Consider the following 22,989-nt stretch of genomic DNA (forward strand, 5'->3'; position numbering starts at 1 on the left):
CATATCTAAAAAAGTAAAACTAGTGTCTATATCACATGTTATAACATCAATTATTTCTTTCGTTTTTGCGCTAGATCAGACAAAATCGACAACAAATCGCTAAATTATTGCCAGCAAAGGATCAATGCATCAATATGCAGGTAATTTTTTAACAAGAATTCTTATAGAGACCGGTTATTGGTCAGGAGTTTTTTTCCCCCATGGCAACGATTAAAGATGTGGCGAAACGCGCTGGCGTATCTACCACAACCGTATCCCATGTTATTAATAAAACGCGCTTTGTAGCTGATGACACTAAAGCTGCGGTTTGGGCTGCAATTAAAGAGCTCAATTATTCGCCAAGTGCGGTTGCCCGTAGTCTAAAAGTTAACAACACAAAGTCGATTGGGTTGTTGGCAACCTCATGTGAAGCTCCTTACTTCGCAGAGGTAATTGAATCAGTTGAAAATAGCTGTTATGAAAAAGGTTATACGCTAATCCTTTGTAATTCTCATAATAATTTGGGAAAACAAAAAGCGTATTTGCAGATGCTGGCACAAAAGCGTGTTGATGGTTTACTCGTAATGTGCTCCGAATATCCTGCCCCCTTAATCAGTATGCTGGAAGATTACCGCAATATCCCAATGGTAGTGATGGACTGGGGAACTTCCCGTGGCGATTTTACCGATAGTATTATTGATAACTCATTCCACGGTGGCTATCTTGCAGGACGTTATTTGATTGATAGAGGGCATCGTGACATCGGAGCCATCCCTGGTTCTCTTGAAAGAAATACGGGTATTGGTCGATTAACTGGCTTTAAAAAGGCGATGGAAGAGGCCAAAATCACCATAAAAGATGAATGGATTGTTCAAGGGGACTTCGAGCCAGAATCTGGCTATAAGGCAATGATGCAAATTTTAAGCCATAAGCAACGCCCTACTGCCGTTTTCTGTGGCGGTGATATTATGGCAATGGGGGCAATTTGCGCCGCTGATGAGATGGGATTGCGTGTCCCACAAGACATTTCAATCATTGGCTATGATAACGTGCGAAATGCGCGCTATTTTACCCCGGCATTGACCACAATTCACCAACCAAAAGAGCGTTTAGGCCAAATGGCTTTCACAATGCTGCTCGATCGTATTGTAAATAAGCGCGAAGATGCTCAAACAATTGAAGTCCACCCTCGCCTTGTAGAACGCCGTTCCGTTGCTGACGGCCCATTTATCGATTATCGTCGATAATACGCATAATTAGTTTGAAAGCCACTCGGCATTGAGCGTTTCGTTATCGCCAAGGTAATCCAATAACCAATTCAACGCTGGTGATGTATTATTTTCCACCCAAGTTAGACAACAAGGACTGGGTGGAAATGGCTGTGCTAATGCTAGTTCAACTAATAAGCCTTTTTCGCAAAACGAAGCCGCACGATGCTCTGGCACCATTCCGACACACAACCCGTTAACCAAACAAGCTAGACCATTTTCCCAAGAAGGTACGACAAGACGACGTTGATTATCAAGAGCCCATGTATCACGTTTTGGTAGATTACGAGAAGTGTCTTCGAGACATAAACTTGGAAACTCGCGCATTTGGTCGTCTGTTAGCTTGCCGCTTATATTCGCTAATGGGTGTTTAGGGCTCGCCACACACCTCCATGACATAAAACCCATATCACGGAAACTATATCTTTCACCAATCGGTGAGGCTCGAGTAGCTCCAATAGCAACATCTACACGCCCATCAGCAAGTGCATCCCAAACACCATTAAATACTTCAGGATGAATGAAAAGTTCAATATCTGGAAAGTGACGATAAAAATCCAGTATCAATTGCTCTGCTCTCTGTGGTTTTACAATGCAATCAACAGCAATACTAAATTGCCCCCGCCAACCATTAGCAACCTGCTGGCATTGATGCCTTGTATCTGTCATTTTTTTGATAACAGAACGACTTTCCTTAATAAATATCGTTCCAGCTTCTGTAAGAACAACATCGCGATGTCGACGCTCAAATAGGGGAACCGCAAGCCATTCTTCAACTTGCTTGACGGTATAACTGATTGCAGAAGGTACACGGTGTAACTCTTCAGCAGCACCACTAAAGCTCCCAGTTCGGGCAACAGCATCAATCACTTCGAGTGCATGCGCAGACCACATAACCTCTCCTTTCAAAAATTTTGATAGCAAGATCCAAATATTACCGTTTCACAACCTAAAAAAATAGCCTATACAATGGCATCATCATTAACATTTTTTTTAAATATCAGATAAGTAATAATTATGTCGAATACTGTGAAAAAAAATTCCCCTGGATTTATGGTTTACCTTGCAGGACTTAGCATGCTGGGGTTTTTAGCTATTGATATGTATTTACCTGCATTCGGTGCTATGCAAGACACCCTGCATACATCAGAAGGCGCTATCAGTGCTTCTCTCAGTATATTTTTAGCCGGTTTTGCCTTCGCTCAATTGTTATGGGGGCCATTGTCAGACAAACTTGGCCGTAAGCCTGTGCTCATTGTGGGCTTAACTATTTTCATTATCAGTAGCTTAGCTATTTATTGGGTGGAAACCGCAACACAGTTATTAACACTACGATTTTTACAGGCTGTTGGTGTCTGCTCCGCTGCAGTTTTATGGCAAGCTCTTGTTATCGACCGCTATGATGAAGCAAATACCCAAAAAGTTTTTGCTTCTATTATGCCGTTAGTTGCGCTATCCCCTGCTTTAGCACCATTATTAGGAGCATGGGTACTAGAACACCAAACATGGGAAGCAATTTTCCTGATCCTAATGGCTGTGGGTATATTACTTTTATTGCCAACACTCTTTTTGAAAAATGTTTCAGTTAAAACAATAATTGATGACAGCCAACCACAAGCTAAGATTTCTTTCTCAAACTTACTCAGTTCGCCAGTTTTCAGCGGTAATGTGCTCGTTTACGCTTCATGCAGTGCGGGTTTTTTCGCTTGGCTAACCGGCTCGCCTTTTATCTTACGTAATATGGGTTTCAACCCTGCGGATATCGGTTTGAGTTATATTCCACAAACTTTAGCCTTTATTGTTGGTGGGTATGGCTGCCGTATTTTATTAGCAAAAGTCCGAGCAGAAACAATATTTCCATTGTTACTTGTTGGTTATGCGGTAAGCATGTCTATTTTATTCATCATGGCTATTTATACCACACCATCATTAACTATGATCTTGATCCCATTCTGCTTTATGGCAGCTATGAACGGAGCCTCTTACCCAATTGCAGTATCCAAAGCACTAAATGCATTTCCTAGCGCCAGTGGTAAAGCTGCCGCATTACAAAATGCCTTACAACTAGGTTTATGTTTTTTAGCCAGTCTACTTGTTTCTGCTCTTACTTTCGACCCATTGTTAGCAACAACTGGGGTGATGGCAGTAACGATCATTCCAATGGCCATTGGCTACTTTATGCAACGCTGTGCAAGCAAAAATAACCAAACTATTAAGCAGGTTGATTGCCAAACGAATTCATAAAGTATAGCTTACCGACTCAATCATGCCGAATCTTATCGGCATGATTTTTATTTTAGCAAATTCATAAAAATTTCCTTCAGTGTATAGCACTAGTGACCATACAGTAATATATGTTCAGTATTTTGCTATATAACCAATAGCCGATTATTCTTGGCTGGTAAAACCTTACCTTTCTCATCAATTTTCTTAATTCAAAGCGGATTTCACTAAAAATTAAAGTTTTAATTTTGTCATCTACTAAGATATAGATATTTCATGGTTAATTTTCTTGTTAAAAAACGTTATCATTGCGACATTAAATAATGAGTGCTCAAGAATGATGTTAAAACAGTACTATCCACCAGATGAATTAAAATCCTTTGTTAGTTCTATTTTGATAATCAAAGAGTTTACAGAAGCAATTAAAATTTTCCCTGGAACAGGTGCTGAAATCTGGGTTTCATCAGATGCATTTCGCATGACAACTGATAACGATTCAATAACAGACCCTTACCAGCTGATTATTCCTAGGGTTAATACATTTACTGCTAGCCCTAATCATTCAAAAGTAATGGTATTACGTATTCGTCATGATGCCTTACGTTTTCTACTGCCTCAAAGAACATTAAACTATACTGACACCCCAATCGCACTAAATGAGATATGGAAAGACCGCTGGTTTGAAGCTTTAGCTAATTCTTCATTTAAAGAGTTGTTAGATTGCTTTAATAGGACTAAAGCTAAGAAAAAGCCTCACTTCATTGATGAAGTTTTAGAATTACTGTATCGAAATCCAACAAAAAAAATCACAGAAATTGCTGAAGAGACAGGATTACACGTCCGAGTCATTCAAAAAGAGTTTTTGAAAGAATACGGCATTACACCAAAAAGGTACCAGATCAATTGCCGCTTAGAACATGTTTTAAAAAGTATGGTAGTAGAACAAGACACCTACCGTTGGTTTGAAACAGGGTATTATGATCAATCCCACTTTTACCGTGATTTTAAAAGATACTTTACTATGACGCCGTCGGCATTTTTAAAATCGAGTTATTCGCTTTTTTACAATACAAAAACTAAGTACCCATTAAGATAGTTCTTAATACATAAGGAGAACGGAATGAGTATTGTTGTGTATGCCCAAATTACAACAGAAAGGACAGATGGGTATTTAACGAAAGAAATCGTTCGCGACTTAGCAAAACTGAGCCGCCGAGAGAAAGGATGCATTCAATATGATCTTATGGCTAAAGAAAATGGTTATATTGTTTTTGAGGAATGGGAAGACACTCAAGCATTAGAGATGCATAAAAATAGTCCGCATTTCAGGCGATTAGTTGAAGCAATTGAACGTGATAACGCCAGCTTCTCTGTCAACTTCAGTGAAAAATGATCTATTAATATTGAAAACCGGAACTAGTCATATTTTTTGATAATGTTAATTTTCATTATTTAATAGAACTTCATGACAGACATTCAATAAACAAAGACTAACCATATTTTATTTAGGCTATAGCATAAATCATTATAGCTATAGCCTACTTGGCTGTTTCTTCTGCTATTTTTCTTTAAAGTAAATAACGCGGTTATCACCTTTTACGTCTGTTTACTCTGTTTTCGCTATGTCCGCCATCTCTTCTGCTTGCTGTAGTAATTTTTCTTGTTCTTTTTGATTTAAAACACGCTCAACGGTATCAACAATAGCCTGAGTTTGAGGGTCTATCTCAATATTTATTTTATCACCCAACCGTTTTTTACCTAATGTTGTTCTCTCTAATGTTTCAGGGATGAGATGTACGCAGAACCGATTGTTGATTACATCTCCGACCGTTAAACTGATACCGTCAATCGCGACAAAGCCTTTATGCAAAATATATTTCATCAAAGATTTATCACGAATTGATAACCAAATCTGGTGGTTATCTTCAGATGTGAAGATCTTACTAATTTCAGCTGTTGTCATAATATGACCTGAAACAACATGGCCACCGATTTCGTCACCATATTTTGCAGCCCGTTCGATATTAACAACATCACCTTCTTGTAATTCCCCCAAGTTAGTTAATCTCAGGGTTTCTTTAATTAGATCAAAACTAACTCTTTCACCATCAATCTTTGTTACCGTCAAACAACAACCATTATGTGCAACGGAAGCCCCTGTTTCTAAACCTATAAGTAATTCTGGGGTAAATTTCATTACATGAGTTCGAAAGTTGGCCCTTTCTGTAATTTCAACAATAGGAGCAGTCGCTTGAACAATGCCTGTAAACATAATGATTCTCAGTGTAGTGGATTAATAGGCTCAGTTTACATCAGAATTGTTAGAGATCTATCCTATTTGAGTGATAAACAAAACGATAATAAACCTAGTATGTAACAATATATTAGGTTCTAAAATGCTCTTTTATAGTTTGTTACCATATCATTATTGGAATCCATTTAGAAACGGGATAGAATAAGCGGTTTTTAGCGATCGATGTGTTTTTAGTAACTCATTTATTTTTCTAGTTTTTTCTCTTACTTGCTTTTATTACAAAGGTGTATGCGTGCAGAAATATTTTACAGAAGCGCGTAGCTTGTTGGCACTTGGTATTCCTATCGTTTTAGCTCAATTTTCACAAACTGCAATGGGGTTTGTGGATACGGTTATGGCTGGAAGTGTTAGTGAAATTGAGATGTCCGCAGTTGCAGTTGGGTTTTCCATCTGGCTGCCAGCTATTCTTTTTGGCCAAGGAATTTTGATGGCATTAACCCCAATCGTTGCACAAATGAATGGGTCAGGCCGTCGCAACCTAATAGGCGACCAAATTCAACAAGGTCTATGGTTAGCGCTACTTTTAGCCTTAGGCATTATGTGCCTTCTTTATAACAGTCAGCTTATTATTAGCAATATGCCCCATATTGATAAAGAATTGGCAGATAAATCTGTCCGTTTTTTACATGCCATTATGTGGGGAGCACCAGGCTACTTATTTTACCAAGTATATCGTAGCCAATGTGAAGGGCTTTCAAAAACCAAGCCGGGGATGGTGATTGGTTTTCTTGGCCTAATGATTAATATTCCTATTAACTATATCTTTATTTATGGTCACTTTGGTGCACCTGCTTTAGGTGGTGTGGGTTGTGGTGTCGCCACTGCATCAGTGTATTGGGCTATGTGTCTGATGATGAGATGGTATGTGAAACGTGCTACTGCGCAGCGTGATATTCGCCCTACACTCTCTTTCACATCGCCAAATCCATTAATCTTAAAGCGAATTATCGTGTTAGGTACGCCTATTGGTCTGGCACTTTTCTTTGAAGTCACTTTATTTGCTGTCGTTGCACTGCTAGTCGCCCCATTAGGTGTTGTTGCAGTAGCTGGTCACCAAGTTGCGTTGAATTTCAGTTCTGTGATGTTTATGTTCCCATTATCATTAGGAATAGCAGCAACCATTCGCGTAGGTTATAACTTAGGACAGAAATCGACTGAAGCTGCTAAAGTTTCATCTTATACTGGTATTACTGTTGGCTTAATGGTCGCTTGTTTTACTGCAGTTCTCACCGCCGTTTTCCGTGAGCCGATTGCAATGATGTATAACAAAAACCCAGAGGTAGTTGTTTTAGCAAGCAGCTTAATGTTATACGCCGCTATTTATCAGCTGTCAGATTCTGTGCAAGTTATAGGTGCCGGAATTTTACGTGGTTATAAAGATACTCGTTCCATTTTCTTTATTACCTTCACCGCATATTGGTTACTTGGCTTGCCTTCTGGTTATATTTTAGCGTTAACTGATTTTATCGCACCGGCTATGGGGCCTAAAGGCTTCTGGATTGGCTTTATTATTGGTTTAAGTGCCGCTGCAATAGGAATGGCAACACGAATTATATGGATCCATAAGCAAACAGAGGATGTTGTCTTACTTCGCTCAGCTCGCTAATTGACGGTTTTTTAAGCTTTTTATTATGGGAGAAGATGTATTTCGCACCAGATAGTTTTAAATACGAACAAACTATCGCGAAAATACATTTTCCCCTTGCCAGATGAACTTCATAACGTTAATATTCATCCCCGTTGTCACCTAGATATCTTTTAGATGCGTCCGTAGCTCAGTTGGTTAGAGCACCACCTTGACATGGTGGGGGTCGGTAGTTCGAGTCTACTCGGACGCACCATTTCTAGTGAACACAATGTTAATTTTCAGCGCGTCCGTAGCTCAGTTGGTTAGAGCACCACCTTGACATGGTGGGGGTCGGTAGTTCGAGTCTACTCGGACGCACCATTTCAAATTAACACAATCAAATTTTCCAGTGCGTCCGTAGCTCAGTTGGTTAGAGCACCACCTTGACATGGTGGGGGTCGGTAGTTCGAGTCTACTCGGACGCACCATTTTATTTATCTCCCTGCTACCTAAAATTTCTCTTGATTGTCTATTATTATTCCCTTAATTTGTTGCGCAACAATTAACTTCCTTAATTTTAAATGAATTTTTGATCTGAATGGTCTCTTCTTTCAATTTCGTAAAATTTGATTTGTCTCACAGTTTTTTGTTGTCTATAATACTCACGCTGGCTGAAAGGTTTCACCAGTAGTAAATCAATACGTTAGCTTTAATTGAATTTGTCATCTACACTATAATAAGAAACAAAATGTGACAAATTTAAGTGTAATAATGCATTAAACACCAGACTGTCGCCTATTCTTATAAATGAGTTGCGCAACAAAATTTACCATGCGTACGATTTATAAAATGTACTAAGCATCGGCGACAATACCGATTTCCTTTATAACATTAGATAGACTGCCATGAAAAAAACCAAAATTGTTTGTACTATCGGTCCAAAAACCGAATCAGAAGAAAAACTGACTCAACTTCTTGATGCTGGCATGAATGTCATGCGCCTCAACTTTTCTCACGGTGACTATGAAGAACATGGTCAACGAATCAAAAACCTTCGTTCTGTTTGTGCCAAAACCGGCAAACAAGCAGCTATTCTGTTAGATACCAAAGGCCCTGAAATTCGCACCATGAAATTGGAAGGTGGTAACGATGTTTCACTCGTTGCGGGTCAAACTTTTACATTTACTACCGATACCTCTGTTGTAGGCAATAAAGATAAAGTTGCCGTGACCTACGCAGGCTTAACTTCAGATTTAAAAGTTGGCAATACCGTATTAGTTGATGATGGCTTAATTGGCATGAAAGTGACTAATGTCACTGCAACTGAAGTCGTTTGTGAAGTTTTAAATAACGGTGACCTCGGAGAGAAAAAAGGGGTTAACCTGCCAGGCGTTTCTATTGGCTTACCTGCATTAGCAGAGAAAGATAAAGAAGATTTAGTTTTTGGTTGCCAACAAGGTGTTGATTTTGTTGCTGCTTCATTTATTCGTAAACGCTCAGATGTCGAAGAAATTCGAGCTCACCTGAAAAAACATGGTGGTGAGAACATCCAAATCATTTCTAAAATTGAAAACCAAGAAGGTTTGAATAATTTTGATGAGATTTTAGAAGCCTCTGACGGCATCATGGTTGCTCGCGGTGACTTAGGGGTCGAAATCCCGGTTGAAGAAGTTATTTTCGCCCAAAAAATGATGATTGAAAAATGTGTTGCTGCGCGTAAAGTCGTGATTACTGCTACACAAATGTTAGATTCAATGATCAAAAACCCACGTCCTACTCGTGCAGAAGCGGGTGACGTAGCCAATGCTATTTTGGATGGTACTGATGCAGTTATGCTTTCAGGTGAAAGTGCGAAAGGTAAATACCCTGTAGAAGCCGTAACTATTATGGCGACTATCTGTGAGCGTACTGACCGCATCATGCAAACTCGTATCGATAATCAAAAACCAAGCCAACGCTTACGTGTCACTGAGGCTGTATGTCGTGGTGCAGTGGAAATGTCTGAAAAATTAGATGTTCCACTAATCGTTGTAGCAACCTACGGCGGTAAGTCTGCTAAGTCTGTTCGTAAATATTTCCCTACTGCACCAATCCTCGCGTTAACGACTAATGAAGAAACTGCACGTCAGTTATTGTTAGTAAAAGGTGTGATCCCAATGATAGTTGGCGGATTTACATCTACAGATGACTTTTATCGTGAAGGTAAACGCGCAGCTCTAGAAAGTGGATTAGCGGCTCCTGGTGATGCTGTTGTGATGGTTTCCGGTGCGTTAGTACAAAGCGGTACAACCAATACCTCTTCAGTTCACGTGCTGTAATTAAATTTTATTTGTCTTTTAAAAGGCCGATAGAGATCACTTCAAGATCACTTCATCTATCGGCTTTTTAATTTAAATTTAACATATAGTGCTGCCCTGATGTAACTATTCATTTATTTCATTTTCTCTAGTAAATATCTTATTGCTATTTAAGCGTAATATCATAAAACGCACTCAAATTGGTCAAATAACAACCTTCATTGATCTTAATTTAAATTTTTCTTCTTTTTCCTAGTACTAAATATAAAGTATTTCTAGCAAAACTTTATATTTAGTACTAGCATAAGACATAGTAAGTGCCATACCCTAATTTTCATTAGGTTGTTTTAAAGGGATATAGCAAGCTGTAAATAACAGTCTTAGCTCTATTGTTTGGTGACTTGCTTTTTATATTTTCAAGATAAATCAATCTAGAGGGTAAAATAATGATTCGTACTAAAATTGTACTGGGCTCTATCGTATTAGCTTCAGCATTACTAGCGGGTTGTTCTAACAGCACTGAAGTGCAAAAACTCTCTTCAGACGTACAAACTCTGAATGGTAAAGTTGATCAACTGAGCAACGACGTTCAGTCTCTGCGTTCTGACGTACAGACAGCTCAAGAAGAAGCAGCACGTGCTAACCAACGTTTAGACAACCAAGTTCGTACTTACAAAAAATAAGTTAGATTTGGTCGTTGTCTAGTTGAAACGGTGCTTCTTTGAAGCTAATAGTATTTATGAGGGCCTATGAAAATAGGCCCTTATTATTTGGAGTAGTTATTCAACTACAGAGGAAGAGCGATATTTAGTAGGAAGCACTGCGCTGACTTTATGGTCATAGATAGGCTGTGGCTGTGAAATAGTAAAAGGTTCAATAGGCACTAACCCTTCGTGCTGCGTTTCAGAGTCTGAAGAACTATTACCCTGATCATTATTCACACGCACAGGCATCCCAGAACGCCTTGCTAGCTCTTTTTCTACTAAAGCCTTATCAACCCCTTCATTTTCCAGAAAACGCTTGAAATCGTCAGTCAGTTTGATTGGCATTGTTTGTGGGTCATCATTACTTGTCCGAGATAATGGCTGATGCACCTCAATGTAATAACTGCCATCAGTTTCTTTGGAGTATTTTACAGGCTGATCAATAACTTGGACACGAGTTCCTTTTGGTACTGTCTTGAATAACGCTTCAATATCATCAGGACGTAAACGAATACAACCGGAGCTCACCCGCATACCAATACCAAAATCTGCATTAGTACCGTGGATCAGATATTCACCACGCCCATATGCTAGTCGTAATGCATACAAGCCCATTGGGTTTTCAGGACCTGCTGGAACGACAGCAGGAAGCGTTATACCTTCTTTAGCATAATTTTTACGGATGTTCGCCGTTGGCGTCCATGTTGGATCTTTAATTGATTGGCTTACTGAAGTTACCATTTCAGGTGTATCACGACCTAATTGGCCAATACCTATAGGGTAAACAATCACTTCTTCGCTGTTCGCCGGATAATAATATAAACGCAGCTCCGCTAAGTTAATCACAATTCCGGTTCTTGGCGTTGACGGTAACAACATTTGTGCTGGAATGATAAGCTCTTTTCCAGCTTCAGGAAGATACGGGTCCGTTCCAGGGTTTGCTTCAAGCATGCCTAGTAGCCCAATTTGGTGCTCACTGGCAATGGCTTCCAGTGGACGCCCGTCATTGGGTACGATATACGTGTAATTTTCCCCGATAAGTCGAGTGTTACTGTCAGGTAATGGATATTCTTTTGCTTGAGCTGGAGCCAATAAGGCGCTCATGACAAACAAACTTGCCACCGTCAAAACTCTTTTCATACCTACTCCAAGGAAAATAATGTTCTTACAATAATTCAATGATTATTGTTCATAATAGCAACTATCTCTCATATCTTTAATACTAAATAAATATTTTTATTAAGTATTAATATGGAAGTAGTCTTTTTATGATAACTAAATACGATGACTTTAATGAATTGCTCGGATAAAGAATAATACCCAAGAAGTAAAATATAAGAGAGGGAGCATAACGCTCCCTCGGTAAGATTATACTAATTGTGCCGCTCGCGATAAAATTGTGCGGATCATCGCATTCAAACCTTGGGTACGTGAAGGTGTTAAATGCTGCTCTAATGCTAATTGTTCAAAAAATGACTTCACATCGAGTGCTAATATTTGTTGCGCTGTTTTACCTTGAAAAAGAATAATAACAATGGCAACTAGCCCTTTAACGATGGCTGCATCGCTGTCACCTGCAAACGTAATTGTACCGTCCGCTTGTTTTTGCATATCAATCCACACTTGGCTTTGGCATCCAGCGATTAAATTATTATCGCTTCTTTGTGCCTCAGAGAGTTCAGGTAAACGCCCCCCTAGCTCTATCATATAGAGGTAACGCTCCTCCCAGTCCTGACAGCGAGAGAAATTACGTAATAACTTACTTTCATCGGGTAATGCGGGCATGCTCAGTTCCTTTACCATCTGTTTCTTATGTGCTTAGCCTAACAATTTTTTGATGCGCTGTAACGCATTGCATAAAGAATCGATTTCTTCTTTAGTGGTGTATATCCCTACAGAAGCGCGGCACATAGCGGGAACTTGGTAATGTTCCATTAATGGTAAAGCACAATGATGCCCAGTACGGATTGCAATGCCATACCTGTCAAGGAAAGACCCAACATCATAAGCATGGTGCTTGCCTAAATTGAAAGCCAGAACACCTTCCCGTTGGTCATTGCCATATAATATAACTGAAGGTATTTCTTGCAATTTCTTAGAAGCATAAGCCATCACTTCAGCTTCATGAGCAAACACATCAGATAAATTTAGTGCATTTAAATAATCAAATGCCGCCCCTAAACCAATAATTGCGCTTACATTAGGTGTTCCCGCTTCAAAGCGCCAAGGTGCGTCAGCAAAAGTGATCCCTTTGGTCAGGCTGACTTGGCGGATCATCGCCCCACCACCTTCCCATGGTGGCATCATATCCAAAATAGCTTTTTTACCATAAAGGATACCAATACCCGTCGGGCCATATAGCTTGTGACCTGAAAACACATAGAAATCACAGTCTAAAGCTTGTACATCAACCTGCTGATGCATTGCACCTTGCGCACCATCAACCAATACCGTGATTTCACCGCCTTTTGAGGCAGCAATTGCTCGTGCTTGCTTGATTATCTCCTGTACGGGATTAACTGTTCCCAATACATTAGAGATATGTGTAAAGCTCAATAATCGCGTGCGTGAATCAATGACATCATTTAATACCTCTAACTGTAGCCTACCATCATCAGAAATTGGGATAACTCGGATTTCAAAACCAATTTCTTCAGCTAACATATACCAAGGTACAATATTCGCATGATGTTCCATTTCAGTGATGACAATATTGTCCCCTTCATGGAAATACTTTCGACCAAAACTATTTGCTACTAGGTTAATACCTTCCGTTGTGCCTTTAACAAACACAATTTCTTCATTTGAAGCTGCGTGAATGAAAGCGGCCGCTTTTTGACGAACCTCTTCCATCATTGTCGTGGCATTTGCACTGAGAGTATGTATACCGCGGTGAACCGCGGCATATTGATGCAGCGTAAATTCACTCTCTTTTTCAATGACTTGCAAAGGCTTTTGTGCACTTGCTGCACTATCCAAATAGACTAATGGATGATTATTGACAGACTGAGATAAGGCAGGGAAATCCTGCCTGACTGAAGCGACATTGAATAGCATGGGGATTAAACCTCCGCTAAGCGCTGGCGGATGTTTGCCATCACAGCGTGTTTTAACTCTTCCGATTCAATAGATTCTGTAAGTTCTGCAGCAAATGCGATGATAATCATATGTTTTGCTGCTTTACCCTCAATGCCTCTTGAACGCAGATAAAACAGTTGTTCGTCATCAATACGACCGACCGTTGCACCGTGACCACACTTTACGTCGTCCGCATAAATCTCAAGCTGAGGTTTAGTATCAATTTCAGCTTTTTCACCTAACAACAACGTATTGTTAGTCATCTGACCATCTGTTTTTAATGCATTCGGCGCTACTTTAATCATGCCATTAAAGACAGCTTTACTGCTATCCATCGCAATGACTTTATGTAGTTGGCGGCTATTACAGTAACCCTTATTGTGCTCCAAATACGTACGAGTATCTGCAATTTCATTGCCTTTAGGCAGCAATAAACTGTTAAGTTCAAATTCTGTATTTTCACCATCAAGGCGAGCACTGGTATGGTTTCGCGTTAATAATGCGCCAAGTAAAAAGCTCGTACTTTTCACCCGACTATCGCGCCCAATAACAATATCATTGTGAGCAAAATGCTGAGCCTGACCATTTTCAATATTTAACTTAAAGTGACTAAAATCTGCATTATCACCGACTTCAACCGTTAAACGGCTGCCCGTCATGTGCATTTGGTCATTCAAACTGACATAATGCTCAATCACTTGAGCTTTGCTGTTCGCATCTAACGTTAAATGGTAGCGATACTGGCTAATATTCGTAGCTTGTTTATCGCTGCTACCCGTTGAAATATTCAGCAGATACAATGGTTTCTCTGCTATTTTATTTGCAGCAAGATGAACAACTAACGGTTGTACCGCCAAGCTTTCTGTTAAATGCAAGAAAATCTCGCTATTTACAGGCGAAGGAAGCAAGTCTTGGTTATCAAGCAAAGACACTTGGAATGGCCCCATATCAATGGAGCTTAGTGCTGAACTATAGCGCCCATCAATTAAAACAAGGCGATAGGCGTCAATCGGCAGAGCCAATGCTTCACAGTCTTTTGCTTCAACATCGCTATCACTAAAACGATACTGAGCCTCAAGTACCGTATTTAGTGGTGTATAGTGCCAATCTTCATGGCGAAACGCAGGCAAGCCAACTTGTTTTGCCATTTCCCAATGCGTTTTAGCATGTTGAGAATTCACACCGTGTCGTTGCTCAAACAATTCAGAAAAACGTGACATTGCTTGCTCATTGAGCTTTGCAACTTCAGCACGTTTTTGTGCTCTTTCACTGTTGGTCAATAAGCCAGCCATAACCCTGCTCCTCCAGTTTTTTCGCTAAACTGAAATCACCTGATTTGATGATTTTCCCTTGATATAACACGTGGACAAAGTCAGGCTTTACATAATCCAAAATGCGTTGATAGTGGGTTACGATAATAAATGAACGTTCAGGCGAACGTAATGAATTCACACCGTTAGCCACAATTTTCAGCGCATCAATATCTAAACCGGAGTCAGTTTCATCAAGAATACACAATTGAGGCTCTAGAGCTGCCATCTGCAAGATATCGTTACGTTTTTTCTCACCACCGGAAAAACCCACGTTAACAGAACGAGCAAGTAAATCTTCTGGCATTTCTAATAATTTGATTTTATCTTCAATAAAATCTTGGAAATCAAAACGATCTAATGCTTCTTGCTGGCGATATTCTCTGACCGCATTAACGGCGGTTTGTAAGAAAAATTGGTTACTGACCCCTGGAATTTCAACAGGGTATTGGAATGCGAGGAAAACGCCTTCCCCTGCACGCTCTTCTGGATCTAACTCAAACAGGTCTTTACCTTTAAACGTCACTTCACCGCTATCAATTTCATACTCTTCGCGGCCAGCAAGTGTGGCTGATAATGTACTTTTACCAGAGCCATTTGGGCCCATGATGGCGTGAACTTCCCCTGGTTTTACTTCCAGAGATAACCCTTTTAAAATCTCATTACCTTCTACACTCACGTGTAAATCTTTAACACTTAACATATTTACATGCCTTTAGCGCCTTAGCGCAAATAAACTCGATTAGGATCAACCAACACTGTGCTCTAAGCTGATTGCCAGTAATTTTTGTGCTTCTACGGCAAATTCTAATGGAAGCTCCGAGAACACATCTTTACAGAAACCATTTACAATCATTGATATCGCATCGTCTTCGCTGATACCACGTTGTAAACAGTAAAATAACTGGTCTTCTCCAATACGTGAGGTTGTCGCTTCATGTTCGAGCTGTGCCGTATTATTTTTAACTTCCACATACGGGAAAGTATGTGCACCGCACTGTGTACCAATTAACATAGAGTCACATTGGGTAAAGTTACGAGCATTATGTGCACTTGGTAAAATTTTCACTAAACCGCGATAACTGTTTTGGCTTTTACCTGCTGAAATACCTTTAGAAATAATCGTTGAACGGGTGTTTTTCCCGATATGGATCATTTTCGTTCCGGTATCTGCTTGCTGATTACCATTTGTTAATGCAACAGAGAAAAACTCACCGACAGAGTTATCCCCCTTAAGGATAACGCTTGGGTATTTCCATGTGATGGCAGAGCCAGTTTCTGACTGCGTCCATGACATTTTTGAATTTTCACCTTCACACAATGCACGCTTAGTCACAAAGTTCAGGATCCCACCGGCTTCGCTATCTCCACCGGAGAACCAGTTTTGGACAGTCGAATATTTAACTTCGGCATCTTTATGAATAATCACTTCAACAACCGCCGCATGGAGCTGATAGCTATCACGAACAGGCGCAGAACACCCTTCGATATAACTGACATAACTACCTTCATCGGCAATTAAAATCGTACGCTCAAACTGGCCTGTTTTGGCTGCGTTGATCCTAAAATAAGTTGATAGCTCCATTGGACAATGTACGCCTTTTGGTACATACACAAACGTACCATCTGAAGCTACCGCCGCATTTAATGCCGCAAAAAAGTTATCATGGCTCGAAACGACTGACCCGAGATATTTCTGCACCAGTTCAGGGTACTCTTGAATAGCCTCACTGAACGAACAAAAAATAACCCCATGTTTGGCTAAGTCATCACGGTAAGTTGTAGATACCGAGACCGAGTCAAAAATGGCGTCAACCGCAACAGCCTTCCCTTCACGTACAGGAACACCCAATTGGTTAAAAGCTTCTTCAACTTCAGCCGTTAAATAATTATTGGTTTCCGCTACACCTGTGCCTTGGGTTGCACCAGATTGCGAACCACAGGTATCATCACATGAGCCACAAGATGGCGCAGAATAATAGCTATAGTCTTGATAATCGAGATTTGGGTAATTCGCTTTAAGCCAATGAGGCTCTTCCATGCCTTTCCAGTGATTAAAGGCATCAAGACGGAATTGGAGCATCCACTCAGGCTCATTACGTTTTGCTGAAATTGCGCGGATCACATCTTCGTTGATGCCTTTCGCCATTTCATCAGTCGCGACTTCGGTAAAGAAGCCTTCTTTATAACGCTGGTCATCAAGCCAGCTTTGAACATCATCGCCAACTTCTACATTGCTCTGTGACATAATCTGACTTCACATGTTAAACGCCGAAGCTTTCACCACACCCACAGGCATGTTGGGCTTTCGGGTTATTGAATTTGAAAATTTGATTCAGCCCTTCTTGGACAAAATCAACGACTGTGCCATCAATAAATGGCATTGCTTCTTTTGGCACATAAAGATGTGCGCCATCGAGTTCAAATAACAGGTGTTGCTCTGTTGGGTTTTCGATCATTTCAAATACATAACCAAAACCCGCGCAGCCGGACTGTTTTACGCCAAGTGAAAGCCCTTTAGTGTTTGGGTTTTGCACCATCAATTTTTTGATTTGTTTTGCAGCGCTTTGTGTCAGGCTAACTCCCTGCCAATTGTTTTCATCAAATGAAAATGTCTCTACACCGTCAGTCATATTGACCCCACATTTCTTATGGCTTTTCAGCCTGTTATCAGGAGATTAACTCTGCCTACCCTATGGTAATGATTAGCTAATTGACTTCAACCATTTGTTTTAAGAGGTTATAGCTATTTTAGCTCTTTTCTTGCTCATTATCAGGTTAAAAAACAAACAAACACCTAGCAAAATAAGATTAACCCATTGATAAATAATGAATAAGTAGAGTTGTATTTTTTATTCAAATTTGTACTAAATAATACACTTAAATGACACAAATTAATAAAGATGCATTTATTATACAACTTAATTAACTTGATAAAAAATGAATTTATAGAAAGAATGGCCATATAACCATACAAGAACAAGGGTTTTATAGGGTGTTCTGGCATTTAATTAGCCAAAAAACCCTATATATAGAATGGTTATTATTCAAATAATACCGCAGTTGTCAGGCGAGAAGTACAACACAATTTGCCTTGTTCATTGAAAATTTCAATATTCCACACTTGCTGGCGACGTCCTAAATGAATAGGCTTACAAATACCTTTTACAACCCCTGAGCGAGCAGCACGAACATGATTTGCATTGATTTCCAACCCGACCACCTTTTGTTCCCCTTCCGAGCACATATAACCCGCAATTGAACCCAAGGATTCGGCTAACACAACAGAAGCACCGCCATGCAATAACCCAAAAGGCTGTTTGGTACGATGATCGACAGGCATTATTCCCTCTAAATAATCATCTCCAATTGCCGTGATTTCAATGCCAAGATGCCCTAACATGCAGGTTTTTGACATTTCAGCGAGTTGTTGCAAATTAAATTGACGTTTCCAAATCATTAAACTATCTCCAACAGTGCTTGAATCGGATGTTTTATCGATACATTTTCCATTCGCTTAACTTGGCTACGGCAAGAATAACCTGAACTTAAACAGCGATCTTTTGGCAAAGAAGACATCGCGCCTTTCCACGATAAATCATAAATTCCTTTTGAATTTTGAAGATTGGCCACTTCGTGCCCATAAGTCCCTGCCATGCCACAACAGCCAACACTAACATTATTTAATGTTTGCCCAAAGCGAGCAAATAACGCTGCCCATTGATTCGCACTATTAGGTAAAGCCGTTGATTCCGTACAATGACCGAAAAAATACCATGGTTGTGTCGAAGCCACTTGCACATTGTGTGGTTCAGGCAATGTCATTAACCACTCATGCGCCAACATCACCGTAAATTGGCACTGTTCTTTACCTAAAATTTCATGGTATTCATCGCGATAACAAAGTACCAGTGCAGGGTCAACACCGACCATTGGTAACTGTAATTTTGCCACTCGATTTAAAAAGTCCGCTGTCTTGCGAGCTGTTTTAGCAAATTTCGCTAAAAAACCTTTGATATGTTGCGCTTTTCCATTCGGTGAAAACGGTAACAATACAGGTTTAAGACCTAACTTTTCAATTAAGCGGACAAAATCTGCCACCACTTTGGCATCGTAATAGCTAGTGAAAGGGTCTTGAACCACCAGCACATATTTTTCACGCTGTGAATCCGCCATACTTTCAAGTTGTTCAAGCGTAACAGAAACCGCGGCATGGCCTGAAAGTTCTTGTTTTAATGTGGGTTGAGAAAATAACGGTAAATCCACCATACCAATGGTGTGTTGGCTCAGTTTTTGCACCACCAGTTGACGTAAAAAGAAATTAAATACGCTAGGTACCTTGGAAAGTATTGGTGCACTCGCTTCGACGTTTGCAACAATATGGTCCCGAATAGGTCGCAAATAACGCCCATGATACAATGCTAAAAATTTAGCTCTAAATGATGGCACATCAATTTTAATCGGGCATTGTGTTGAGCAGGCTTTACAGGCGAGGCACCCAGCCATTGAAGCTTTCACTTCATGAGAAAAATCATAATCCCCTTGCTTCGCACGCCAAGTATTACGGGTTTTCTCGATTAAGCCTCTTAATGAAGGCTGGTTGTGCGTAATTCCTTTTTCAAGGTGTTCTGGTGTAACGCCTTGTTCCGCTAGCAACCTTAACCATTCACGAACAAGTGTTGCACGGCCTTTCGGAGAATGGACTCGTTGACCACTCACCTTCATCGATGGGCACATTGGGCTCTTTACATCAAAATTGAAACACAGCCCATTGCCATTACACTCCATAGCACCACGGAACTCTTGGCGCATTTGGACTGGAATTTGCCGGTCATACGTTCCTCGCTTGATGTCATCAACCTGCTTCATCGGTGCATCCAACCCCGCAGGTGGGCAAATTTTACCTGGATTCAAACGGTTATCGGGGTCAAATGCCGCTTTAATATTCCGAAGCTCACCGTATAATACATCGCCAAAAAATTCAGGACTATATTGCGCACGGAAACCTTTCCCATGTTCACCCCACAAAAGCCCACCATATTTAGCGGTTAATGCCACAATTTCATCAGAAATTTGTTTCATCAATACTTCTTGCTGCGGATCACACATATCAAGCGCAGGACGGACATGTAATACCCCTGCGTCCACGTGACCAAACATGCCATAATTCAAGTTGTGACTGTCTAATAATGCACGGAATTCCACTATATAATCAGCAAGATGCTCAGGAGGAACACAAGTATCCTCAACAAACGGAATTGGCTTTGCAGCCCCCTTGCTGTTCCCTAACAGCCCAACTGCTTTTTTACGCATGTTATAAATGCGCGTAATATCTTCAAGGTCATGACAGGTTTGATAACCAATCACGCCGGCTTGGTTATTCGCCATTAACTCATCAAGCCGCTGACAAAGGCTTTCAGTTAATTGGTTAATTTCCGCTTCATCATCACCACTAAACTCAACAATATTCAGCCCCAACATTTCCTTATTTGGAATGTCAGTAATCAATGCTTTAACTGAGTGCCAAACAATATCTTCACGCGCTAAATTCAATACTTTCGAGTCAACTGTTTCAACAGACAAGGCTTTTGCATCAACCATAAAAGGTGCATTACGCAATGCGGACTCAAAAGAGTCATATTTGACGTTTACTAAGCGGCGTACTTTTGGCAAAGGTGTGATATCAAGCGTCGCCTCGGTAATAAAGGCTAAAGACCCTTCAGACCCAGTCAAGATACGGGTAAGGTCAAATTCTGTTAGTTCATCATTAAATACATGACGTAAATCATACCCTGTCAGGAAACGATTTAACTTGGGAAATTTTTCTTCAATTAATGGACGTTGCTCTAAACAGCGTTCTAATACTGTTTTATATATACGCCCCACTGTTGAATCTTCTGACGCAATCGTTTGGGCGAGTTCGATAGGCATAGCACGTGTATCTAGGCATTCTCCACCTAACACCATGGCTTTAACGCCTAACACGTGATCAGAGGTTTTACCATATACTAATGAGCCTTGACCTGATGCGTCAGTGTTGATCATTCCACCTAATGTTGCTCGGTTGCTGGTAGATAGCTCCGGCGAAAAGAAATAACCGTAAGGTTTGAGGTATTGATTTAATTGGTCTTTGATGACCCCAGCCTCAACTTTAACCCAACCTTGCTCTGGGTTTATTTCTAAAATCCTATTCATATAACGGGACATATCCACAACAATCCCTTCAGTTAAGGATTGCCCATTAGTTCCCGTCCCACCACCCCGAGGTGTAAAGCTGAGCTCACGAAATTTCGCTTGCCCCGCAAGCCGAGTGATAATTTGTACATCTGCACTCGAACGCGGAAATACAACCGCTTGGGGTAATAGTTGGTAAATACTATTATCTGTTGCCATGGATAAACGCTCAGCATAGCTGGTGCCGTTATCCCCAGTAAAACCCTGTTCTTGTAGCTCATGCAAGAACTCAATAACTAGATGACTAAGATGAGGAGCTTCTGATATACGCGGGATCATTATTAACGATGACTCTTGTTGTTTAGTGTTCGCATTACTCGTTATGTACTATCTTTATTTTAAGTTGCACAATAGTGTCTTAGGTCTATGATGGGTTACCTTCACAGCCTGTAAAGACAGCACAGCCGCTGATGACATTGTCATTATGAACCATATCACAATATTGTTTTTTTTAACCGTGAAAAAAAATTACGTTATTTTCACCTAAAAATTTGCCACAGACACAGAATTTTCATTTGTAAAGGACCAGTCATTAATGGAAAAATCGCAAAAACGCTTGGATCTTCCCAAACTTATTTTCGGCCTATTATCCATCGTTTTAATGATAGCAGCCTGCTTTTGGGTACTTAATCCATTTATTCTTGGCTTTGTATGGGCTGGAATGATGGTAATTGCTACTTGGCCACTATTATTAAGACTGGAAGCTCGCTTATGGCATAAGCGCTGGTTAGCTACATTGGTGATGGTTCTTCTTATATTACTGCTGTTCGTTATTCCATTGGGTATTCTAATTGGCAGTATCATTGAAAATAGCACACCACTTATTGATTTAGCGAAATCGCCGTCAAGCCTAACATTGCCTGATTTAGAATGGCTCAATACCATTCCAATGGTGGGTGAGAAAATTTACTATGCATGGCATAGCTTAGTCGCCAGTGGGGGGAATGCTTTACTTGCTAAAATTCAACCCTATTTTGGCCAAGCTGCTGGCTGGTTTGCTACACAGGCCATTAGCGCAGGAAGATTTGTTTTTCACTTGATGCTAATGCTGCTATTTAGTGGCTTGCTCTATCTTAAAGGCGAATCTGTCATGGTTAGCATCCGTCACTTTGCGGTCCGTCTCGCAGGGATCCGTGGGGATGCTGCCGTCGTGTTAGCGGCACAATCTATTCGAGCTGTTGCCCTTGGTGTCGTCGTCACCGCGCTAATTCAAGCCATCGTCGGAGGAATTGGACTTGCCTTGTCGGGTATTGGTTATGCGGCCATCTTAACTGTCTTGTTGTTTATATGCTGTGTGGCGCAATTGGGGCCTCTACTCATTATGGTGCCATCCGTCATTTGGCTATTTTGGACAGGTGATACGACATGGGGAATTATCCTTGCTATATGGGCCGCCGTTGTTGCCACTATGGATGGCGTTCTTCGCCCATGGCTCATTAAAATGGGGGCTGACTTACCAATGGTTCTGATCCTTGTTGGTGTTATTGGTGGAATTTTATCATTTGGCATGATTGGTTTGTTTATTGGCCCTGTTGTATTAGCCGTTTCATATAGCTTATTAAAAGCTTGGATGAATGAGGTTGCAGTTCCAAGTGAAGACTTAACAGAAACTGAAAAATTTCTAGAAGAAGAGTTTTCGATTAAAAAGTAGTACGTAGTTGATTAGTAGCAGGCATGTTCAAGCAAGACATGCCTGCTAACTTAATAAGTATTGCTCCATTAATATTTAGAAACAATATTTAACATTCTAACGTTAGTATTTAGTCTAATTTATGTTAACATAAATCTATTGAATTAATTCTCTTTAAGTAACAATGAGTAATATTAATATTGAGAGTGTTCTTAATGATTGTATAATATGAATAGTTTAATATTCTATTATTGAATCATATGGATATAAAAAGCGATGCCCCTCCCTTTTTAGGCATCGCTTTATTTAACTGAATTGCTGTGTGTAGTCTTTGCCTGTCAGCCCATGATAGGCTTTTTTTTTATCCTCATTTAATATGAATATT

Annotated in this window: 19 protein-coding genes and 3 tRNA genes; 11 read left to right on the forward strand and 11 right to left on the reverse strand. The window is 40.3% G+C overall.

From position 1 onward, the window contains the following. The first annotated feature begins 200 nt into the window (after positions 1–200). Positions 201–1,226 (forward strand): HTH-type transcriptional repressor PurR, encoded by a 1,026-nt coding sequence (gene purR, locus PZ638_RS12260; RefSeq protein WP_110591620.1) that lies wholly within the window; start codon positions 201–203, stop codon positions 1,224–1,226. A gap of 9 nt (positions 1,227–1,235) precedes the next feature. Here purR and punR read toward each other — a convergent pair whose 3' ends face one another. Further along, entirely contained in the window at positions 1,236–2,141 is a 906-nt protein-coding gene (gene punR / locus PZ638_RS12265) for a DNA-binding transcriptional activator PunR (RefSeq protein ID WP_206277661.1), read from the reverse strand. A 123-nt stretch (positions 2,142–2,264) separates the two neighbouring features. Between punR and punC the strand changes: the two genes are divergently transcribed. The 3 genes from punC to PZ638_RS12280 all read left to right on the forward strand — a co-directional run bounded on the left by punC (position 2,265) and on the right by PZ638_RS12280 (position 4,863). Then, on the forward strand, positions 2,265–3,491 hold the full coding sequence (punC, locus tag PZ638_RS12270; protein WP_094961763.1) for a purine nucleoside transporter PunC: 1,227 nt from the start codon (positions 2,265–2,267) through the stop codon (positions 3,489–3,491). A gap of 316 nt (positions 3,492–3,807) precedes the next feature. Then, positions 3,808–4,566, forward strand: a complete 759-nt coding sequence (locus PZ638_RS12275; RefSeq protein ID WP_004263811.1) for a helix-turn-helix transcriptional regulator — start codon at positions 3,808–3,810, stop codon at positions 4,564–4,566. A gap of 24 nt (positions 4,567–4,590) precedes the next feature. Next, positions 4,591–4,863, forward strand: a complete 273-nt coding sequence (locus PZ638_RS12280) for a putative quinol monooxygenase (RefSeq protein WP_004263806.1) — start codon at positions 4,591–4,593, stop codon at positions 4,861–4,863. A gap of 213 nt (positions 4,864–5,076) precedes the next feature. On the opposite strand, the gene PZ638_RS12285 is transcribed toward PZ638_RS12280, so the two are convergent. Continuing rightward, entirely contained in the window at positions 5,077–5,742 is a 666-nt protein-coding gene (locus PZ638_RS12285) for a riboflavin synthase (RefSeq protein ID WP_004263802.1), read from the reverse strand. Between the two features lie 274 nt (positions 5,743–6,016). On the opposite strand from PZ638_RS12285, the gene PZ638_RS12290 reads away from it, so the two are divergent. The 6 genes from PZ638_RS12290 to PZ638_RS12315 all read left to right on the forward strand — a co-directional run bounded on the left by PZ638_RS12290 (position 6,017) and on the right by PZ638_RS12315 (position 10,331). Next, the gene (locus PZ638_RS12290; RefSeq protein WP_094961762.1) at positions 6,017–7,390 is read left to right on the forward strand and encodes an MATE family efflux transporter; all 1,374 of its coding nucleotides are present in this window, start codon (positions 6,017–6,019) and stop codon (positions 7,388–7,390) included. A 158-nt stretch (positions 7,391–7,548) separates the two neighbouring features. After that, positions 7,549–7,625: transfer RNA gene (locus PZ638_RS12295), tRNA-Val, on the forward strand. A 30-nt stretch (positions 7,626–7,655) separates the two neighbouring features. After that, positions 7,656–7,732 (forward strand) — tRNA-Val (locus PZ638_RS12300). A gap of 30 nt (positions 7,733–7,762) precedes the next feature. Further along, positions 7,763–7,839, forward strand: a tRNA-Val gene (locus PZ638_RS12305). Between the two features lie 417 nt (positions 7,840–8,256). After that, positions 8,257–9,669, forward strand: a complete 1,413-nt coding sequence (pykF, locus tag PZ638_RS12310) for a pyruvate kinase PykF (RefSeq protein ID WP_004263791.1) — start codon at positions 8,257–8,259, stop codon at positions 9,667–9,669. A gap of 425 nt (positions 9,670–10,094) precedes the next feature. Then, entirely contained in the window at positions 10,095–10,331 is a 237-nt protein-coding gene (locus tag PZ638_RS12315) for a major outer membrane lipoprotein (RefSeq protein WP_004263789.1), read from the forward strand. Positions 10,332–10,427: 96 nt separating this feature from the next. On the opposite strand, the gene PZ638_RS12320 is transcribed toward PZ638_RS12315, so the two are convergent. From PZ638_RS12320 to ydiJ, 9 genes are all read right to left on the reverse strand, one after another. After that, positions 10,428–11,492: a L,D-transpeptidase family protein gene (locus tag PZ638_RS12320; protein ID WP_004263785.1), complete on the reverse strand. Its 1,065-nt coding sequence runs from the start codon at positions 11,490–11,492 to the stop codon at positions 10,428–10,430. Positions 11,493–11,720: 228 nt separating this feature from the next. Then, on the reverse strand, positions 11,721–12,137 hold the full coding sequence (sufE, locus tag PZ638_RS12325) for a cysteine desulfuration protein SufE (protein ID WP_036958665.1): 417 nt from the start codon (positions 12,135–12,137) through the stop codon (positions 11,721–11,723). 33 nt (positions 12,138–12,170) lie between these two features. Then, positions 12,171–13,409 (reverse strand): cysteine desulfurase SufS, encoded by a 1,239-nt coding sequence (gene sufS, locus PZ638_RS12330; RefSeq protein ID WP_094961760.1) that lies wholly within the window; start codon positions 13,407–13,409, stop codon positions 12,171–12,173. A 5-nt stretch (positions 13,410–13,414) separates the two neighbouring features. Next, on the reverse strand, positions 13,415–14,722 hold the full coding sequence (gene sufD, locus PZ638_RS12335; protein ID WP_110591616.1) for a Fe-S cluster assembly protein SufD: 1,308 nt from the start codon (positions 14,720–14,722) through the stop codon (positions 13,415–13,417). Continuing rightward, entirely contained in the window at positions 14,697–15,443 is a 747-nt protein-coding gene (sufC, locus tag PZ638_RS12340) for a Fe-S cluster assembly ATPase SufC (protein WP_004263776.1), read from the reverse strand. The genes sufD and sufC overlap by 26 nt, the downstream gene beginning before the upstream one ends. Before the next feature lie 45 nt (positions 15,444–15,488). Next, a complete protein-coding gene (gene sufB, locus PZ638_RS12345; protein WP_004263774.1) occupies positions 15,489–16,988 on the reverse strand; it encodes a Fe-S cluster assembly protein SufB in 1,500 nt (499 codons plus the stop codon). Between the two features lie 16 nt (positions 16,989–17,004). Next, positions 17,005–17,373: a Fe-S cluster assembly scaffold SufA gene (gene sufA, locus PZ638_RS12350; RefSeq protein WP_004263773.1), complete on the reverse strand. Its 369-nt coding sequence runs from the start codon at positions 17,371–17,373 to the stop codon at positions 17,005–17,007. Positions 17,374–17,783: 410 nt separating this feature from the next. After that, entirely contained in the window at positions 17,784–18,200 is a 417-nt protein-coding gene (gene menI / locus PZ638_RS12355) for a 1,4-dihydroxy-2-naphthoyl-CoA hydrolase (protein WP_094961759.1), read from the reverse strand. Next, the gene (gene ydiJ, locus PZ638_RS12360; protein ID WP_094961758.1) at positions 18,200–21,253 is read right to left on the reverse strand and encodes a D-2-hydroxyglutarate dehydrogenase YdiJ; all 3,054 of its coding nucleotides are present in this window, start codon (positions 21,251–21,253) and stop codon (positions 18,200–18,202) included. The genes menI and ydiJ overlap by 1 nt, the downstream gene beginning before the upstream one ends. A gap of 256 nt (positions 21,254–21,509) precedes the next feature. On the opposite strand from ydiJ, the gene ydiK reads away from it, so the two are divergent. After that, entirely contained in the window at positions 21,510–22,625 is a 1,116-nt protein-coding gene (gene ydiK / locus PZ638_RS12365) for an AI-2E family transporter YdiK (RefSeq protein WP_004263767.1), read from the forward strand. Positions 22,626–22,989: the final 364 nt, after the last annotated feature.

Origin of the sequence: Providencia hangzhouensis, assembly GCF_029193595.2 — a bacterium.
GTDB classification, from domain to species: Bacteria; Pseudomonadota; Gammaproteobacteria; order Enterobacterales; family Enterobacteriaceae; genus Providencia; species Providencia hangzhouensis.

What these genes read in the sequence shown, in the direction of transcription:
- purR (WP_110591620.1), top strand. Translation starts at nt 201, where the DNA reads ATGGCAACGATTAAAGATGTGGCGAAACGCGCTGGCGTATCTACCACA.
- punR (WP_206277661.1), bottom strand. Translation starts at nt 2,141, where the DNA reads ATGTGGTCTGCGCATGCACTCGAAGTGATTGATGCTGTTGCCCGAACT.
- punC (WP_094961763.1), top strand. Translation starts at nt 2,265, where the DNA reads ATGTCGAATACTGTGAAAAAAAATTCCCCTGGATTTATGGTTTACCTT.
- PZ638_RS12275 (WP_004263811.1), top strand. Translation starts at nt 3,808, where the DNA reads ATGATGTTAAAACAGTACTATCCACCAGATGAATTAAAATCCTTTGTT.
- PZ638_RS12280 (WP_004263806.1), top strand. Translation starts at nt 4,591, where the DNA reads ATGAGTATTGTTGTGTATGCCCAAATTACAACAGAAAGGACAGATGGG.
- PZ638_RS12285 (WP_004263802.1), bottom strand. Translation starts at nt 5,742, where the DNA reads ATGTTTACAGGCATTGTTCAAGCGACTGCTCCTATTGTTGAAATTACA.
- pykF (WP_004263791.1), top strand. Translation starts at nt 8,257, where the DNA reads ATGAAAAAAACCAAAATTGTTTGTACTATCGGTCCAAAAACCGAATCA.
- PZ638_RS12315 (WP_004263789.1), top strand. Translation starts at nt 10,095, where the DNA reads ATGATTCGTACTAAAATTGTACTGGGCTCTATCGTATTAGCTTCAGCA.
- PZ638_RS12320 (WP_004263785.1), bottom strand. Translation starts at nt 11,492, where the DNA reads ATGAAAAGAGTTTTGACGGTGGCAAGTTTGTTTGTCATGAGCGCCTTA.
- sufE (WP_036958665.1), bottom strand. Translation starts at nt 12,137, where the DNA reads ATGCCCGCATTACCCGATGAAAGTAAGTTATTACGTAATTTCTCTCGC.
- sufS (WP_094961760.1), bottom strand. Translation starts at nt 13,409, where the DNA reads ATGCTATTCAATGTCGCTTCAGTCAGGCAGGATTTCCCTGCCTTATCT.
- sufD (WP_110591616.1), bottom strand. Translation starts at nt 14,722, where the DNA reads ATGGCTGGCTTATTGACCAACAGTGAAAGAGCACAAAAACGTGCTGAA.
- sufC (WP_004263776.1), bottom strand. Translation starts at nt 15,443, where the DNA reads ATGTTAAGTGTTAAAGATTTACACGTGAGTGTAGAAGGTAATGAGATT.
- sufB (WP_004263774.1), bottom strand. Translation starts at nt 16,988, where the DNA reads ATGTCACAGAGCAATGTAGAAGTTGGCGATGATGTTCAAAGCTGGCTT.
- sufA (WP_004263773.1), bottom strand. Translation starts at nt 17,373, where the DNA reads ATGACTGACGGTGTAGAGACATTTTCATTTGATGAAAACAATTGGCAG.
- menI (WP_094961759.1), bottom strand. Translation starts at nt 18,200, where the DNA reads ATGATTTGGAAACGTCAATTTAATTTGCAACAACTCGCTGAAATGTCA.
- ydiJ (WP_094961758.1), bottom strand. Translation starts at nt 21,253, where the DNA reads ATGATCCCGCGTATATCAGAAGCTCCTCATCTTAGTCATCTAGTTATT.
- ydiK (WP_004263767.1), top strand. Translation starts at nt 21,510, where the DNA reads ATGGAAAAATCGCAAAAACGCTTGGATCTTCCCAAACTTATTTTCGGC.